The organism is Hydrogenophaga sp. FG152 (assembly GCF_057809615.1).
On sequence record NZ_JBMDKH010000011.1, the window covers coordinates 1 to 16,551 of the forward strand.

13 protein-coding genes are annotated in these 16,551 nt (G+C 70.0%); 4 read left to right on the forward strand and 9 right to left on the reverse strand.

Features of this window, described 5'->3' with window-relative positions:
• A partial coding sequence (locus ACODTB_RS14215) for an MFS transporter (protein ID WP_488929426.1) occupies window positions 1-789 on the reverse strand: 789 nt, incomplete at its 3' end.
• A complete protein-coding gene (locus ACODTB_RS14220) occupies window positions 786-1,490 on the reverse strand; it encodes a ProQ/FinO family protein (RefSeq protein ID WP_488929427.1) in 705 nt (234 codons plus the stop codon). The genes ACODTB_RS14215 and ACODTB_RS14220, both read right to left, overlap by 4 nt.
• A 340-nt stretch (window positions 1,491-1,830) precedes the next feature.
• Between ACODTB_RS14220 and ACODTB_RS14225 the strand changes: the two genes are divergently transcribed.
• Window positions 1,831-2,721 carry a hypothetical protein gene (locus tag ACODTB_RS14225; RefSeq protein ID WP_291112023.1) on the forward strand — a complete coding sequence of 297 codons (891 nt, stop codon included), beginning with the start codon at window positions 1,831-1,833 and terminating at the stop codon, window positions 2,719-2,721.
• Window positions 2,722-2,788: 67 nt separating this feature from the next.
• On the opposite strand, the gene ssb is transcribed toward ACODTB_RS14225, so the two are convergent.
• Window positions 2,789-3,289: a single-stranded DNA-binding protein gene (gene ssb / locus ACODTB_RS14230; RefSeq protein ID WP_291112021.1), complete on the reverse strand. Its 501-nt coding sequence runs from the start codon at window positions 3,287-3,289 to the stop codon at window positions 2,789-2,791.
• 106 nt (window positions 3,290-3,395) lie between these two features.
• Between ssb and ACODTB_RS14235 the strand changes: the two genes are divergently transcribed.
• The gene (locus ACODTB_RS14235) at window positions 3,396-4,769 is read left to right on the forward strand and encodes a chloride channel protein (RefSeq protein WP_291112019.1); all 1,374 of its coding nucleotides are present in this window, start codon (window positions 3,396-3,398) and stop codon (window positions 4,767-4,769) included.
• On the opposite strand, the gene ACODTB_RS14240 is transcribed toward ACODTB_RS14235, so the two are convergent.
• Window positions 4,752-5,945, reverse strand: coding sequence for an MFS transporter (locus ACODTB_RS14240; RefSeq protein WP_291112073.1), 1,194 nt, complete (start codon window positions 5,943-5,945; stop codon window positions 4,752-4,754). The genes ACODTB_RS14235 and ACODTB_RS14240 overlap by 18 nt on opposite strands.
• A gap of 277 nt (window positions 5,946-6,222) precedes the next feature.
• On the opposite strand from ACODTB_RS14240, the gene uvrA reads away from it, so the two are divergent.
• Window positions 6,223-9,276, forward strand: a complete 3,054-nt coding sequence (gene uvrA, locus ACODTB_RS14245; protein ID WP_291112070.1) for an excinuclease ABC subunit UvrA — start codon at window positions 6,223-6,225, stop codon at window positions 9,274-9,276.
• A 93-nt stretch (window positions 9,277-9,369) separates the two neighbouring features.
• Here the strand turns inward: uvrA and ACODTB_RS14250 are convergent, their stop codons facing one another.
• Window positions 9,370-9,939: a hypothetical protein gene (locus tag ACODTB_RS14250; RefSeq protein WP_488929428.1), complete on the reverse strand. Its 570-nt coding sequence runs from the start codon at window positions 9,937-9,939 to the stop codon at window positions 9,370-9,372.
• Window positions 9,940-10,126: 187 nt separating this feature from the next.
• Here ACODTB_RS14250 and ACODTB_RS14255 point away from each other — a divergent pair, with 187 nt between their 5' ends.
• Entirely contained in the window at window positions 10,127-11,680 is a 1,554-nt protein-coding gene (locus ACODTB_RS14255) for a CYTH and CHAD domain-containing protein (protein ID WP_488929429.1), read from the forward strand.
• A gap of 9 nt (window positions 11,681-11,689) precedes the next feature.
• Here ACODTB_RS14255 and ACODTB_RS14260 read toward each other — a convergent pair whose 3' ends face one another.
• The 4 genes from ACODTB_RS14260 to ACODTB_RS14275 form a co-directional block, all read right to left on the reverse strand.
• On the reverse strand, window positions 11,690-12,307 hold the full coding sequence (locus ACODTB_RS14260) for a glutathione S-transferase family protein (RefSeq protein ID WP_291112013.1): 618 nt from the start codon (window positions 12,305-12,307) through the stop codon (window positions 11,690-11,692).
• A complete protein-coding gene (locus ACODTB_RS14265; RefSeq protein WP_291112010.1) occupies window positions 12,304-13,023 on the reverse strand; it encodes a glutathione S-transferase family protein in 720 nt (239 codons plus the stop codon). Before ACODTB_RS14265 ends, ACODTB_RS14260 begins: the two co-directional genes overlap by 4 nt.
• Before the next feature lie 120 nt (window positions 13,024-13,143).
• Window positions 13,144-14,604 (reverse strand): DUF1501 domain-containing protein, encoded by a 1,461-nt coding sequence (locus ACODTB_RS14270; protein WP_291112008.1) that lies wholly within the window; start codon window positions 14,602-14,604, stop codon window positions 13,144-13,146.
• Window positions 14,605-14,614: 10 nt separating this feature from the next.
• The gene (locus ACODTB_RS14275; protein WP_291112005.1) at window positions 14,615-16,477 is read right to left on the reverse strand and encodes a DUF1800 domain-containing protein; all 1,863 of its coding nucleotides are present in this window, start codon (window positions 16,475-16,477) and stop codon (window positions 14,615-14,617) included.
• Window positions 16,478-16,551: the final 74 nt, after the last annotated feature.

Genomic DNA, 16,551 nt, shown 5'->3' on the forward strand with positions numbered 1-16,551 from the left:
CCCGCCCCCCCCCGCCCCCCCGAAGCCCAGGTCGGTGCAGTAGGCCACGATGTGCACCTGCGGCATGGACATGGCCACGCAGCACGACACCCCGGCCACACACAGCAGGGCCTGCAGTGTGCCGGGCGACAGGCCGAGTGGCCGATCGCCCCGTGCGAGGCTTGCACTGGCGGGCGCAGCGACCGGCACCGGTGCCGCTTCGGGCGGCGGACGTCGACGCAGCACCAAGGCCAGCGGCAGCATGGTGAGCAGGCAGAACACGCCGATGAAGGTGTAGGCCTCGCGCCAGCCGCCGTGGTCGATGAAATGCTGCGTTACCGGTGGCCAGATCGCACCGGCCACGTAGTTGCCGCTCATGCAGATCGCCAGCGCGATGCCGCGGCGCCGGTCGAACCAGCGCGAGGTGTCGGCCACCAGGGGCGCGAAGGTGGCCGAAGTACCGAGCAGGCCGATGAGCAGGCCTTGCGCCAGGCTGAACTGCCAGAGCGTGGTGGCCGCGCCGGCGGCGATGAAGCCCAGGCCCAGGCCGACGGCGCCACCGAGCACCGGCACCATCACGCCGAAACGGTCGGACAGCTTGCCCATGAGTATGCCGCCGACGCCGAAGCCCACCATGGTGAGCGTGTAGGGCAGCGACGCGGCACCGCGATCCACCCCGAACTCGGCCTGGATGCGCGGCAGCGCCACGGTGACCGAGTACATGCCCACGCCGCCCAGCGTCATGAGCACGAGCGAGACGACCAGCCGCCACCACGCGTAGGGTGATTCGGTGGCCGTCGCGGGGCTCATGCGGCGCGGGGTGACTGGCGGGCGCGGGCGCGCTCCAGCGTGCGGCGGGCTTCGTGCACCGGCATGCCGTACATGTCGGCGAAGGCCTCCACCGTCTGCCCGCTGGCGTCGAAGGCGCGCAGCAGGGCTTCGTCGCGCGCGGCGCGGCTGGCCGCTTCGGCCAGGGCTTCGGCGGTGATGGCGTTGACGGTCTCGTCGCGCCCCATCACCAGCGTGGCGTAGGCTTCACGACCCAGGCCCGAGGCCTCGAAGGCCTGCACGATGCGCTGGCGCAGCTTGGGGACCAGGTCTTCCGGCGAGCGGCCCTGGCGGCGGCGGAACACCTCGATCAGCGCATGGTGCACGTGCTCGGGCGCCAGGGCCTCCACCGGCTGGCCTGCGAGGTCGTGGCGCGGCTGGCCCGAGGCGACCACGGTCAGGTAGCGCGACGAGCGGGTATGCAGGGCCAGCGCTGCCTTGAGGCCTTCGGCGTCCAGCACGCCTGGGTGGGCGTCGAGCAGGTCCTGGTAGATGCCGCGCTTGAGCGGCTTGAGCACCTCACCGAAGAGGCTGGGCGCGAGCTGGGCCAGCTGGTCGAGCACCGGGTGCTGGCGGGGTGGGCGCGCATCGGTGCGGGGGGCCTTGTTGCGCGGTGCGCCGCGGCGCGCCCGAGCCGGTTGGGCGGTGGCGGGCGCGTCGGGCGGGGTGGTGGCTGTGTTCATGGCTGGGAGTGGGACCGGCAGCGGGGCTGCGAAGTCCGACATCATGCCAGCGCCTGGGAAGCGGGCCACCTTCGTCCATGCATGGGGCGCCTGAACGATCCACGGTACGCCGGCTGGTTTTGAATTTCGATAACCTTTTTGTTCATTTCATACCGAAAAGGCATTGGTTTTGTAGAAAACAGTGTTATAAATTTCGGCGCGTGGGTGTTTTGAACGGTCCACCAGAGACGGGCTCTGCGCAGCAAGTGCCAATGGGTACCTCATGCCGGCGATGGTCGGACCGTGCCGGACGGTGGTGCTCCGTGGCTTCAATCCAACTTGATTCGGGAAAGACCTGGGCATGTTCGACGCATTCGACGAAGGTGGGGGGTTTGGTGCCACCCATCACAGGGGAGAGGGGTGGGGGAGGCGTGGGCGGCACGAGGGTGGCGCGCCCGAGGTCATGGGCAGTGCGGCCGGGCACGGCGTCACGGGCATGGCGTTTCGGGACGTGCTGCAGCACGTGTACGTGCGTGAAGCCGAACGCGATGCGCGCGGGCCCGCCGATCTGCGGCGGCTCAACGGGCGGCTCCTGTGCGTGCTGACCGCATGCCACGAGGTGGACACGGCCCGGCGACGGCTGATGGGCAGCCTGAACACCCAGCAGACCTTGAAAAGTCTGGCCCACCTCCTCGCGGCAAGGGGGCGCGCTGGGTTGGACCCAGGGACTGAGCAGCGCAAGCTCTCGGAAATGCTGGCCGACTTGCGATGCACGGTGGAGATGGCCACGACGATGTGGGAGGCGGCAGGCCGACACTTCACGCGGGTGACGCGCCTGTTGCCGGCCCAGTTGGACACGAATGGGACCCACTTCATCCCGGCGGCGCCCACCGAGATCGACCGGCTGGCGCTCGAAGCGCAGCGGCAAGGGGATGAGGCCATTTCGAAGACGCCGGATGGGCATCGCACCTCGGCGAGCGATCGTTTTGCCCAGGCCAGGGAGACCTACCTGCAGGCGGTCATGGATTGGGAGCTGGCGCAAGCCCGATGGGCGCACGCCGATCGCGTGCGCCAACTGGCCGAGCCCGGGTGTCACACCGGATCTCAAGGCGCGATGGCGTTCGCTCAGGCCGTGGCCGGCCAGGAGTGGCAACGCAGCAACCTGCTCATGCGGGAGGCACACGCCTGCATGACGCGCCATGCCCTCTACGCCGTCGCCCTGCAGTTGCCCGCGCACTTCGGGGTGGGCTGAGGGGGCGGCAAAAGGCCCGCAGCGCCGAGGCGCGTGCGGGCCTGATCGTGAAACCTGGCGGCGCGAGTCAGAACGGGATGTCGTCGTCCATGTCGTCAAAGCCGCTGGACTGGCGCGCGGGCGCGGCCGCCGGGGCCTGGCGCGGCGCGGGCGCCGGGGCTCGGGGGGCCGCGGCGGGGCGCGAGTAGCCGCCGCCACCGCCGCCTTCTTCACCACCGCCACCGCCCATGCCTTCGCGGCCGCCGAGCAGTTGCAGTTCGGTGGCGATGATGTCCACCGTGTTCTTCTCGACGCCGGACTGGTCGGTGTACTTGCCGTACTTCAGGCGGCCTTCGACGTAGATCGGGCGGCCTTTCTTCACGTACTCGCCGGCGATTTCGGCCAGGCGGTCGTAGAAGGTGACGCGGTGCCACTGGGTGTCTTCGATCATCTCGCCGCTGTTCTTGTCCTTGCGGCGGCTGGAGGTCGCCACGCTGACGTTGGCCACGGCCTGGCCGGATGGCAGGTAGCGGATTTCGGGATCGCGGCCGCAGTTGCCGACGAGGATGACTTTGTTGACGGATGCCATGGTGGTGATGTCCTGAAGAGAGGGCGGACCCGGGCGCGGCCGGGACGCGGCCTGACATTGTGCCGCAAGTGCCGGCCGGGCCGGCGGCGGCCGATACACTGGCCCCATGAAAGGTGAACCGGACTTCCTTCAGAACCTGCGCGATGAAATGGGAGGCGGGCGCCAATGGCTGGACCGGGTCGTGGTGATGCTCTACGCCGTGCTCGCTGGTCTGGCGGTGGTGCTGTTCACCTTGCTCGCCGAGGGGGCGTTTGCCTTGTACAGCGGCCTGCGCAGCGGCTGGTGGTGGGCGCCGCTGGTGTGGACGCCTGCGCTGACCGCGCTGGTGGTGTGGGCCGTGCGCCGCTGGGCGCCGGGTGCGGCCGGTTCGGGTGTGCCGCAGGTGCTGACCGCGCTGGACCCGGCCACGCCCTTGCGCGAACGCTCGCGCTTCGTCTCGCTGCGCTTGAGCGTGGTCAAGGTGTTGGCGGTGTCGGGCGGCGTGCTGGCCGGCCTGTCGATCGGTCGCCAGGGGCCGTCGGTGCAGGTCGCCGCCGGGGTGATGCTGCACGCGCGCCGCTGGCTGTCGCCGAACTCGGGCATCACCCACCGCGAACTGCTGGTGGCTGGCGGCGCGGCCGGCATCGCCGCGGCCTTCAACACGCCGCTGGGCGGCATTGTGTTCGCCATCGAGGAGCTGTCCCGGCGCCTGCAGGACCGCAACAGCGGCCTGATGCTGGCGGCCATCGTGATCGCCGGCCTGGTGGCGGTCTCGGCGTTCGGTAACCTGTCGTACTTCGGGCGGGTGCGGGCCGAGGCCCTGTCGTGGAGCCTGTTCCTGCCCGGCGCGCTGGTGGCCGTGGGCTGCGGACTGCTCGGCGGCTTGATGTCGCGCCTGATGCTGGCCTCGTTCATCGGCCTGCCCGACCGCTTCTGCGCCTACCGGCGCAAGCGCCCGGTCACCTTCGCGGCGATCTGCGGTTTCGCGGTGGCGGTGATCGCCGTGATCAGCGACGGCACGGCCGTGGGCGGTGGGCACGAGCACACCAAGGTGATGCTGGAACAGGTCGGCACACAGGGCGCGTCGCACCAGCCGCTGGTGTTCACGGGCCTGAAGTTCGTGGCCTCGTGGCTGTCGTCGTGGGCGGGTGTGCCTGGCGGGTTGTTCGGGCCCAGCCTGTCGATCGGCGCCGGTGTGGGCGCGGACGTGGCCTGGCTGCTCGATTCTCCGCACGGCGCGGCCCTGATCGCGCTGGGCATGTGCGGTTTCCTGGCGGCCGTCACGCAGACGCCGATCACCGCCATGATCATCGTGATGGAGATGACCGATGGCCACAGCATGGTGCTCAGCCTGATGGCTTGCGCGCTCCTGGCCAGCCTGATCTCGCGCATGATCAGCCGACCGCTCTACAGCACCATGTCGCAGCTGATGATGCGTTCGATGCGCGATGGCGCGGCGGCCCCGCCGCCGCCCGGCGAGGGTTCAGCGCCGGGCCGCTGAGGGTGGCGGCGCCTGCATCGGCCAGGCCACCACCAGCCACACCAGCATGGCCACGGCACAGACCGCGAACAGGCCCTGCGCGCCGTGCGCGCGCGCCAGCCAGCCGCCCACCGCGCCGCCGACGAAGAAGCCGACGGACTGCAGGGTGTTGTAGACGCCCAGCGCCGCACCCCGGGCGTGCGCGGGCGCCAGTTTGGACACCAGGCTGGGCTGGCTGGCTTCCAGCGTGTTGAATCCGATGAAGAACACGAACAGCAGTCCGCCCAGGGTCCACAGGCTGGGTGAGCCGTCGGCCAGGGCCCACAGCGCGAGCTGCACCGCGCCGATCAGGGCGATGGCGATCAGGAAGGCCGCGCGCAGACGGCCCCGTCGCTCCATGGGAAAGAGCGCGCCGCCCATCACCAGCAGGGATGCCACCACGGCGGGCAGGTAGACCTGGGCATGGTCCGCCTTGGGCAGGCCGGCAGCCACCAGCAGGGCTGGCACCGCCATCCACATCGCCAGCTGCACCGCGTGCAGCACGAACACCCCCAGGTTCAGGCGCAGCAGGCCCCGGTGGCGCAGCACCTCGGCCAGGCCGGCGCGCAACTGCTGCATGTCGGAGGGCCGGTGTTCGCGCGGTTCGGGCGGTGCCACCCAGATCACCACGGCGATGGCCAGCAGCGCCAGCGCGCCGGTGAGGGCAAAGATGCCCGAGAGGCCGACCCAGGCCGCCAGCGCGGGCGCCAGCATCAGGGAGAGCGCGAACATCAGCGCGATGCTGCCCCCCACCATGGCCATGGCCTTGGTGCGCACGCTGTCGCGTGTGACGTCGGCCAGGAAGGCCGTCACGGCGGCGGAGATGGCGCCCGCGCCCTGCACCGCGCGGCCGATGGCCAGCCAGGTGAGGTCCGGCGCCCAGGCGGCGATGCCGCTGCCCAGGGCAAACAGCAGCAGGCCGGCCACGATCACGGGTTTGCGCCCGAAACGGTCGGACGCCAGGCCCAGGGGAATCTGCAGGAAGGCTTGCGTCAGCCCGTACAGGCCCATGGCGAAGCCCACCCGGGCCACGTCCTCGCCGCCGGGCAGGCGGGCGGCTTCCAGCGCGAACACCGGCAGCACGATGAACAGACCCAGCATGCGCAGCGCGAACACCAGGGCCAGGGAGGCGCTGGCGCGGCGCTCGGCGGGGGTCATGCGGGCGGCGTCGGGCGGCGTGGTGGCCGCGTTGGCGGGGGAGGGGCTCAGGGTGGACAAGGCAGCGGAGGCCGGCAGGGCGGGGCAGGGGAGACAGGGGGACGGCGTATTGTCGGCGAAAGGCCGGCGGCCGCCGGGCGGAGGGGCGCAAAACCGCGTGGCGGCTTATCATGTCGGGTTGCCCTGAACCCCGCACCGCGCCTTGAACCAGAACCTTCCCCCGGACCTGAAATTGCCTGGATCGACCGGCGCCGACACCCCCGGGACGCCGCCGTCCGTGGGCGAGCCATCCCCCCGTTACCTGGGCGCCGCCCTGCGGCATGCCAGCGCGTTCCTGTCGGTGCGCGGTGCGCGCACGCACAACCTCAAGAACATCGACCTCGACATTCCCAAGCACGCGCTGGTGGTGATCACCGGGCTGTCGGGCTCAGGCAAGTCCAGCCTGGCGTTCGACACGCTCTACGCCGAAGGCCAGCGCCGCTACGTGGAGAGCCTGTCGGCCTACGCGCGGCAGTTCCTGCAGCTGATGGACAAGCCCGACGTGGACCTGATCGAAGGCCTGTCGCCCGCCATCGCCATCGAGCAGAAGGCCACCAGCCACAACCCGCGCTCCACCGTCGGCACGGTGACCGAGATCCACGACTACCTGCGCCTGCTGTTCGCGCGCGCGGGCACGCCGCACTGCCCCGACCATGGCTTGCCGCTGACCTCGCAGAGCGTGGCGCAGATGGTGGACACGGTGCTCGCGCTGCCCGAGGGCACGCGCCTGATGATCCTGGCCCCGGTGGCGCGCGAGAAGAAGGGCGAGTTCACCGAGCTCTTCGCCGACATGCAGGCCCAGGGTTATGTGCGTTTCCGTGTCGACGGCGCGGTGCTGGAGGCCGAGGCGTTGCCGGCGCTGAAGAAAACCGAGAAGCACAACATCGACGTGGTGATCGACCGCATCAAGGTGCGCGTCGACGGTGAGGAAGAGGGCGTGAATCCCTTGCGCCAGCGCCTGGCCGAGAGTTTCGAGGCCGCGCTGCGCCTGGCCGACGGCCGGGCCATCGCGATGGAGATGGACGCGCCGGAAACCCCTGGCGCGGTGCCGCGCGAACACGGTTTCTCGGCGCGCTTTGCCTGCCCGCTGTGTCACTACACCGTGGGCGAGCTCGAGCCGCGCCTGTTCTCGTTCAACTCGCCCATGGGCGCCTGCCCGACCTGCGACGGCCTGGGCCACACCGAGTTCTTCGACCCCGCGCGCGTGGTCGCCTTTCCTTCGCTGAGCCTGGCCAGCGGGGCCATCAAGGGCTGGGATCGGCGCAACGGTTATTACTTCGCCATGATCGAGAGCCTCGCGGCGCACTACAAGTTCGACGCCGAAGCCCCATGGGAGAGCCTGCCCGACGCGGTGCTACAGGTGCTGCTCTACGGCTCGGGCGAGGAAGAGGTGAAGTTCAGCTACGCGCTCGAATCCGGCGAGCGCGCGGGCAAGAAGATCAGCAAGAAGCACCCCTTCGAAGGCATCGTGCGCAACTTCGAGCGCCGCTACCGCGAGACCGACAGCGCCGCCGTGCGCGAAGAGCTGGCGCGCTACCGCGCCGTGCAGCCCTGCCCGGAGTGCGGTGGTTCGCGCCTGCGCCGCGAGGCGCGCCACGTGTTCGTGGGTGAGGGTGAACAGAAGCAGCCCATCTACAAGATCAGCCACGTCACGCTGGGCGAGGCGCTGGCCTACTTCCAGAAACTCGAGCTGCACGGCGCCAAGGGCGACATCGCCGCGCGCGTGATCAACGAGATCCGCCAGCGTCTGAAGTTCCTGAACGACGTGGGCCTGAACTACCTCAGCCTGGATCGCAGCGCCGACACGCTCTCGGGTGGCGAGGCCCAGCGCATCCGCCTGGCCAGCCAGATCGGCAGTGGCCTGACCGGCGTGATGTACGTGCTCGACGAGCCCAGCATCGGCCTGCACCAGCGCGACAACGACCGCCTCATCGCCACGCTGCAGCACCTGCGCGACCTGGGCAACACGGTGCTGGTGGTCGAGCACGACGAGGACATGATCCGCACCGCCGACCACGTGATCGACATGGGCCCGGGCGCGGGCGTGCACGGCGGGCGCGTGATGGCGCAAGGCACCTGCGAGCAGGTCATGGCCACGGCTGATTCGCTCACCGGTCAGTACCTCAGCGGCACGCGCCAGATCGCCGTGCCCGCGCGCCGCACCCCCTGGCTGCCGGTGGTGAAGAAGGGCGAAGCCCCGAAGGCGGCGCCCGCCAAGCCGCGCTTCCCGCCCAGCCCGGCGGCCGAGCGCCGCGCCGCGCGCGAGGCTGCGCACCAGGCCACGCTGGGTGAGCTGCAGGAGATCCGCGTCGTCAACGCGCGCGGGCACAACCTCAAGGGCGCGAGCGTGGCGTTCCCGGTCGGCCTGCTGACCTGCGTCACCGGCGTCTCGGGTTCGGGCAAGTCCACCCTGGTCAACGACACGCTGTACGCGGCGGTGGCGCGCACGCTCTACCGCTCGCACGACGAACCGGCCGCGCACGACGCGATCGAAGGCATCGAACACTTCGACAAGGTCATCAACGTCGACCAGTCGCCCATCGGCCGCACGCCGCGCAGCAACCCGGCCACCTACACCGGCCTGTTCACCGGCATCCGCGAACTCATGGCCGAGATGCCCACCGCGCGCGAGCGCGGCTACGGCCCGGGCCGTTTCAGCTTCAACGTGGCCGGTGGCCGCTGCGAGGCCTGCCAGGGCGATGGCGTGGTCAAGGTGGAGATGCATTTCCTGCCCGACGTGTACGTGCCCTGCGAGGTCTGCCACGGCCAGCGCTACAACCGCGAGACGCTGGACGTGCAGTACAAGGGCCGCAACATCGCGCAGATCCTGGACATGACGGTGGAGCAGTCGCACGCCTTCTTCAGCGCCGTGCCCACGCTGCATCGCAAGCTGCAGACCCTGCTCGACGTGGGCCTGTCCTACATCCAGCTCGGCCAGAGCGCGACCACGCTGTCGGGTGGCGAGGCGCAGCGCGTCAAGCTCGCGCTGGAGCTCTCCAAGCGCGACACCGGCCGCACGCTCTACATCCTGGACGAGCCCACCACCGGCCTGCACTTCGCCGACATCGAACTGCTGCTCAAGGTGCTGCACCAGTTGCGCGACGCGGGCAACACCATCGTGGTGATCGAGCACAACCTCGACGTCATCAAGACCGCCGACTGGGTCATCGACATGGGGCCCGAAGGGGGCTCCGGCGGTGGCACGGTGGTGGCGCAGGGCACGCCCGAGACCATCGCCGCGCACCCCGACAGCCACACCGGGCGCTACCTGCGCCGCCTGCTGACGGTCTAGAGGCCTGGTTGTTGCCGTAGGCCGCCGGGTCCACACGCGCCCCGGGTGAACAGGGTCGCGGCGGCCACCAAGGTCGTGAGGCGCACCGCCGACTCAGAATCGGCCGAGGTCTTCGATCGCATCCACCACCATGCCCGTGCCCACGGCGATCATCAGGATGTCGGCCGCCACGCGCACGTACTTGTAACCCGAGGGGGGCAGGCCGATCTGCACCGACACGCTGTTGGGCACCGGGTAGTACACGACGTCGCGCGGCAGCGGATAGCCCATGCGCCACTTCTTCGCCTGGCCGGGGGGCATGCAGCCGTTGTGTTTCTTGGCCAGGCCCGGCGGGCATTTGCCGGCCTTGAACCGGGGCTCGTAGTACTCGTGGGCGAAGCGGCGCTGGGGCTCGCCGAAGTAGCCGCCGATCTGGATGTTCACCGACACGCTGGACGAGGGCGAGCGTGGCCCGTCGCGGCGATCGTCCCGCCGGTCATCGCGGCGGTCATCGCGGCGGTCATCGCGGCGGTCATCCCGGTGCTTCTCGTGCTTTTCATGCTTGTCGTGTTTGCCACCCTGCTTGCCGGCCCATTCGGGTTTTTCGGCCAGGGCCGGCAGGCTGCTCAGCAGCATCAGGCTGAAGAAGGCGATGGAGAGGCGCGTGCGCGATGGATGGGTCATGTCGTGGGCTTGTGTGTTGTGTCGAACGACCGAGCCGCAGGGGAGCACGATCTGTCGCGATTCTGGCGTGGCGCGTGGCCGTCGACGTTACAAGGCGTAAGGCTGTGGCGGGCTCGCCGCGTGGCGCGGTAGATGAATTTCCGCGGGGCTGGCAGACTCGCCGCTCCTCCCGTGCCCCAACGACCCCATGCCCCAGGAAACCGAACTCAAGCTCGAACTGCACCCCGAGGACCAGCCGCGCCTGCTGGCGCACCCGCTGCTGAGCGCGGCCCCACCGCACCGGGAGCGCCTGTTCAACACCTATTTCGACACCTCCACGCTGGCCCTGCGCGCGCAGCGCATGGCGGTGCGCGAGCGCCGCGTGGGCCGCCGCACCCTGCTGACGGTGAAGACGGCGGGCACCTCGGTGGGGGGCCTGTCGCGCCGCGGCGAGTGGGAGGCCGCTTGCCGCCCGGGCCGCTTCGACTTCGCGGCCCTGGTCGACGACGAGGCGCTGGCGCAGCAACTGCTGTGCGTGGCGTGGCAGCTGGTGCCGGTGTTCCGCACCGACTTCACGCGCCGCAGCTGGACCCTGTCGCACGGCGGTGCGGTGGTGGAGGTGGCGCTGGACCAGGGGTCCATCACCACCGGCAACGCCGAGGGCAGCCACCGCCAGGCGATTCTCGAGCTGGAGCTGGAATTGCTCAGCGGCCCGGTCGATGCCTTGCTGGACCTGGCGCACACGCTGGCCCTGGGCCCGAGCGGGCAGGCCGCCCAGGGGCTGCGCCTGCTGCCGGCCCAGCGCAGCAAGGCCGAGCGGGGCTATGCCCTCTTCACCGGCGAACGCCTGCGGCCCAGCAAGGCCGAGCCGCTCGCGCTGAATGAGCAGATGGCGCCGGTGCAGGCCTTCCAGGCCGCCGCGCTGAGCTGCCTGAGCCACCTGCAGGCCAACGAGGCCGGCGTGCGGCCGCCCGGGCCGGATGGCGCCGTGCCCGACCCCGAGTTCGTGCACCAGGCGCGGGTGGCCCTGCGGCGGCTGCGCACCGGCCTGCGCCTGTTCCGGGCCCACCTGCCACGCCGTTTCGTCGCGCACTGGGCGGCCCAGTGGAAAACCCTCGCGGGCCAGCTCGGCGACGCGCGCAACTGGGATGTGTTCGCCACCGAACGCCTGCCCGCGTGGCAACCCGAGGCCGTGCCGGGCGCACCGATGGCGCCCGCCGAGCAGGCTTTGCTTGATTGGGTGCGGGACCAGCGCCAAGCGGCCCACCAGCGCGCGGCCGATGCCCTTGGCGGATGTGAGCACGCGCTTCGAATGCTGGCATTCACCCGGGCCGTGCTGGCTTTGCAGGCCCGCGGCGAAGCTCCGCAGAGCCTGCCTGACTGGGCGCGCGACACGCTGCGCCAGCGCCACCGGGCGCTGCAAGCCGAAGCGCGCCGCGCGCGCCGGCTCGGGCCGGAGGGACGGCACGAACTGCGCATCGCCTTGAAGAAGCTGCGGTACGCGCAGGAGTTCCTGGCCAGCGTGTTGCCGCCCAGGCGGTTGGAGCGCAGCACCGAGGCGCTGGCGGATGCGCAGGAGTTGCTCGGGCAGCTCAACGACCTGAGCACCGCGCAGGCCTTGCTGGCCACCGTGCCAGAAGGCCTGGCCACGCCCTGGGTCGAGCGCTGGCAGGAGGGTTTGCGGGCTCAGCTCGCCTCGGGCTTGCAGGCCCTGCCGGCCATGGAGCGCGCGCTGGCGCGCACACCCACGCCCTGGGGTTGAGTCCGGGCTTCAGACCAGGGCGCTGGGCCGCGTGGCCACGCGGTCGCGCCAGGCCTGCAGCGCGTGGAAGCCCTCGTCGGCGGGCTTGAAGCGCATCAGCCGTGCGAACTCGACGGTGCAGAAAGCGGTGATGTCGGCGATGGTGAAGCGGTTGCCGGCCACCCAGGGCTGGCGCTGCAGCTCGGCGTCGAGCCAGGCGGCGGTCTCGCGGGCCTTGGCCACCTGCGAGTGGCCGAAATCGGGAAACTGCGGCTGCTCCAGCGGCGCCAGGCCCGGGTGCGTGTGGCGGATGGCGTTGGCCATGGGCAGCATGAAGTACCACTCCATGCGCCGGTCGGCCATCTCGATGAAGGCACGTTCCTCGGCGTTCTGCCCCATCAGGTTGGGTGTGGGGTAGCGGCCCTCCATCCAGGTGCAGATCGCGCGCGTCTCGGTGAGCACGCGCCCGTCGTCGAACTCCAGCGCGGGCACGCGCGCCAGCGGGCTCTTGGCGCGGTAGCCGCTGGACTTGTGTTCCTGGGCGTTGAGGTCGATGTTGACCAGCTCCAGCCCGTTGATGTTCTTCTCGACCAGGAACATCAGCACCCGGCGCGGGTTGGGGGCGCGCGGCGATACATACAGCTTCATGCGGCCCCCCCGCCCGCCTTCAGGCTCTGGCCGGTTTCCATCAGGCGCCGGGCGTCCTCGGCGAAGCGCTGTGCGCCCTGTTCCCCGTCGCGCTCCAGGTCCATGGTCGAGGCCGGCCGCTCGATGCCGCGCTGCACCGCCGGGCGCGCACGGATCGCGTCGCGCCAGCGCTTGAGGTGGGGCAGGTCGCCAATGTCCACGCCCGACCACCGGTGGGTGCGCACCCAGGCCCAGTTGGCGATGTCGGCGATGGAGTAGTCGCCTGCGAGGTACTCATGCTGCGCCAGGTGGCCGTCGAGCACGCGGAACAGGCGCTTGCATTCGCCCTGGTAGCGGTCGATCGCGGCCGGGATCTTCTCGGGAAAGTAGCGGAAGAACACATTGGCCTGGCCCATCATGGGTCCGATGCCGCCCATCTGGAACATCAGCCACTGCATCACGAGCGAACGCCCTTTCATGTCCGACGGCATGAGTCGGCCGGTCTTCTCCGCCAGGTAGATCAGGCAGGCCCCGGACTCGAATACCGCAAAACCGCCGGCCTCGTGGTCCACGATGGCCGGGATGCGGCCATTGGGGTTGATCTTCAGGTAGTCGGGCTGCCGCTGTTCGCCTTCGCCCAGGTTGAGCACCTTCAGCGCGTAGGACAGGCCCAGCTCTTCGAGCGCGATGGACACCTTGTGCCCGTTGGGCGTGGCGGCGGTATAGAGATCGATCATGCAGAGGCCCGCTGAAGAAGTCGGGCCATCTTAGGGGCACTCCACCAGAGAGAGGTGTCAGGTCGGGAACACCGGGGAACCGGCTCTGCCGGGCCGCAGGCGCGGCGCGGGGGGAGCTCTCTACAGCATGAAGCCCAGGTTGGTGGGGTAATCGGCGCTGTTGAAGTTGCCCAGGTTGGGCAGGATGCCGTTCATCTCGGCGCCCTGCACGCCGAACCAGGTGGCCAGGGTGCCGGCGTACTGGTCCACCGAGGTGCTGGGCAGCAGCCGGCCCTGGCCCACGTGCCACTGGTCGTTGGCGTCGGTGGTGGAGTTGCCCACGCTCACCGGTGGCGCCTTGCCGTAGAAGGCCTTGCCGCGCACCGCACCGCCGACCAGGAAGTGGTGGCTGCCCCAGCCGTGGTCGGAGCCGTCGCCGTTGTTGCTGAGCGTGCGGCCGAAGTCGGACGCGGTGAAGGTGGTGACCTTGTCGGCCACGTTGAGCGCCGCCGTGGCGTTGTAGAAGGCGGTGAGCGCCGAGCTCACGCGGTCCATCAGCGTGGCCTGGCCGCCGATGAGGTTGTCGTGCAGGTCGAAGCCGCCGATGGAGACGAAGAACACCTGGCGCTGGTTGCCCAGCTGGGCGCGCGCGGCGATCAGGCGCGCCACCATCCTGAGCTGGTCGGCCAGGCCGTTGGCGGTGGGGAAGGCGTTGAACGGTGCGTCGGTGGCCGGGAAAGCGGCCAGCGCCGAGGTGAGCGCGCTTTCGGCGCCCACCGCGCGCGCGGTGACGAGGTTGTATTCGTTCTCCAACACGTGGGTGCGGGTCTGCAGCGCCAGCGAGGTGATGGCCGCGCGCACCGCGGCCGAGTTGTAGACGTTGTTGTTGACCGCGCTGATCTTCACCGCACCGTTGGTGCTGACCTGGTACGACAGTGCCTGGTCGCCGGAGAGGAACACCGTGTTGCCGGTGACCGAGACGCAGGTGAGCACGCGGTTGGTGTTGGCCGAGAGCGCGAGGTCGCCGATGTGGCCGCCCCAGCCGGTGGTGGCGCCTTCGGGCTGCGACGATTGCCAGACCGACTGCTGGTCGTTGTGCGAGAACAGCTTGGGCGGCAGCGGGTAGGCCACGCGGTTGCCGCTGTGGTACTGCTGGCGGGTGACCGGCGCCACCAGCGGGCCGACGTTGAGCTGCACCGCCGCCACGCCGCTGTTGAACAGGCCGGCCAGGCCGGTCATGGACGGATGCAGCGCGTACTGCTTGCCGCCGGGCAGGGCCACGGTGGGGTTGAGCACGGTGGGCGTGAGCGCGGCCTGCGCCAGGGCGATGCCGCCGGCCGTGCGGTTCGCGCCGCCGCCGCGGATGGCGCTGTACTGGTCGTAGCTGGCGGTGTCGTAGTTGACGACGGTGTTGGCGTAGTCGTTGCCGCCGTTGAGGAACACGCAGACCAGGGCCTTGTAGTCGGTGGCGTTGAACGCCGCCGCGTCGGCCATGGCCGCGAGGTTGAGCGCGGTGGGCAGGGCCGCGCCGGTGAAGGCCAGCTGGCCGGCGCGGCGCAGGAAGGCGCGGCGGGTGTGCAGATCGGGCTGGATGAAGTGCATGTCGGGCCCCTTACTTCTGGATCAGGTATTCGGGACAGGCCATGACCATCAGGATGGCGGCCCAGATGCGGCGGCGCTTGACGGTGTCGCTGCTGGCCGTGGTCACCTGCGTGGCATTGAGCGCCGAGACCATGGTGGCGCGCGAGGCGCTGGAGATCTGGCCCGCCGCGAGCACCAGGCAGACGTGGTTCACCAGCGCCGTGGCATCGGCCACCAGTGCAAGCTCGCGGCTGTAGTTGGCCTGCACGTCGTAGGCGTAGTTGGTCCAGGCGGCCTGCGGCACGCCGGGTTCGGGGCAGTTGATGCCGCGTTCGATCACGCCCTGCATGAAGTTCAGGTAGCCGCCCACGGTGGACTCGTTGACCAGCTGGAATTCGGGCGCGGTGGCGCCCGAGGCCGAGAGCGCGGTGCCCGGTGGCACATAGCCCGGCCGGAAGAAGTTGAACACGGAGGGCGAGCGCAGCGGGCTCTGGCCGAGCTGGGTGGCCGCGTTGTTCAGCTCGAAGATCTTCCAGCTGCCGGCCGCCGACGTGACGCCAAAGGTGCGCGCCCACTGGATGAAGCGCAGCATGGGTTCGCGCAGCTTGCCGAAGGTGGTGCTTTGCAGCGAGGCCGGCCCACGTGCCTCGTCGTCGAGCAGGATCGCCACCCACACCGCCTTGAGGTCGCCCCGCACGCCCGCACCGTTGTCGTTGAAGCGCGATGCGACGCGCGCCACGTAGGCCGGGCTGGGGTGGCTGGTCACCAGGCGCTGGATCATCTGGCGCGCGAAGAACGGGCCGGCGTTCGGGTGGTTGAACAGGGCGTCCAGCGCCATCCGCAGCGCGGTGGGCCCTGGTGTGTTGGCCGGCACCGTGGTGCCCAGGAAGCGGGCTTCCAGGTTGGAGTGCCGGTTGGGGTTGAACGACATGCGCTTGCCCGCGAAGGCCTTCGACTCGATGGTGTAGCTGTCCACCGGATGGCGCACGCCGTCGGAGGTGTCGAAGTCGTAGCCGGTGAACACGCGCGCCAGGCCGGTCACGTCGGCCTGGGTGTAGCTCTCCAGCGGCACGCCGCCGCTGGTCTTGGGCGTGCCGTCGAGGTTGAGTTCGACCACGCCGATGGTGAAGAGCTGCATGACCTCGCGCGCGTAGTTCTCGTCGGGCACGCGGCCGGTGTTGGTGTTCTCTTTCTGGTTGCCCTTGGTGTTGAGGAAGTAGCCCATCGCCGGATGCAGCGTGACATCTTCCAGCAGCTGGCGGTAGTTGCCGAAAGCGTTGCGCACCAGCGTGTCCCACCAGCTCGCGTAGGCGTGCGAGCGCCAGGTGAACTCGGCCGAGGCGAGCGAGGAGACGAAGAACTCCGAGAGCGCCAGCGCGGCGCGCTTGCGCATCATGTCCGGCCCGCTCAGAAGCTGGTTCCAGATCATGAAGTCGGCCGGGTACTGGTTGAAGAAGTAGCCGTTGGCGTCCACCGCGCCGTAGCCCCGGGCCTCCAGCCAGTTCCAGCCGGTGATGCCCTGATAGCGCGCGAACTGGTTGGACAGCCATTGCGCGCAGCCCATGCCGCGCAGCTCGGCCATCTCCGCCGGTGTGGAGGAAAACTGCGCCTGCTGAAGGAAGCGCGCGGCCTCGGCGTCGTTCGTGGGGTTGATGTGGCTGTAGCCGGCGATGGGAAAGTCGATCACGCCCACCGCCGGTGCCGCGTCAGCGGTGCTGCTGCCACCGCCACCGCCACCGCCGCCACAAGCCGCGAGCAGCGCGGCCGCCGCCAGCGGCGCGAGCGCGTGCCGGGACGTTGGCGTGGGGTTCTCCGGCGAAGAGCCTGGTTCGTGGTGTGTGTCGGCCGCGCTCGCATCGGCCGCGTGTTCAGGCGCTTCTTCGATGTCCATCATGACGATCCCTCCTCGGTTCGACGAGCGCGAGTGTAGGGAGGCGCCTTCAGCGGAAAAGGCCGAATTTCAAGTCG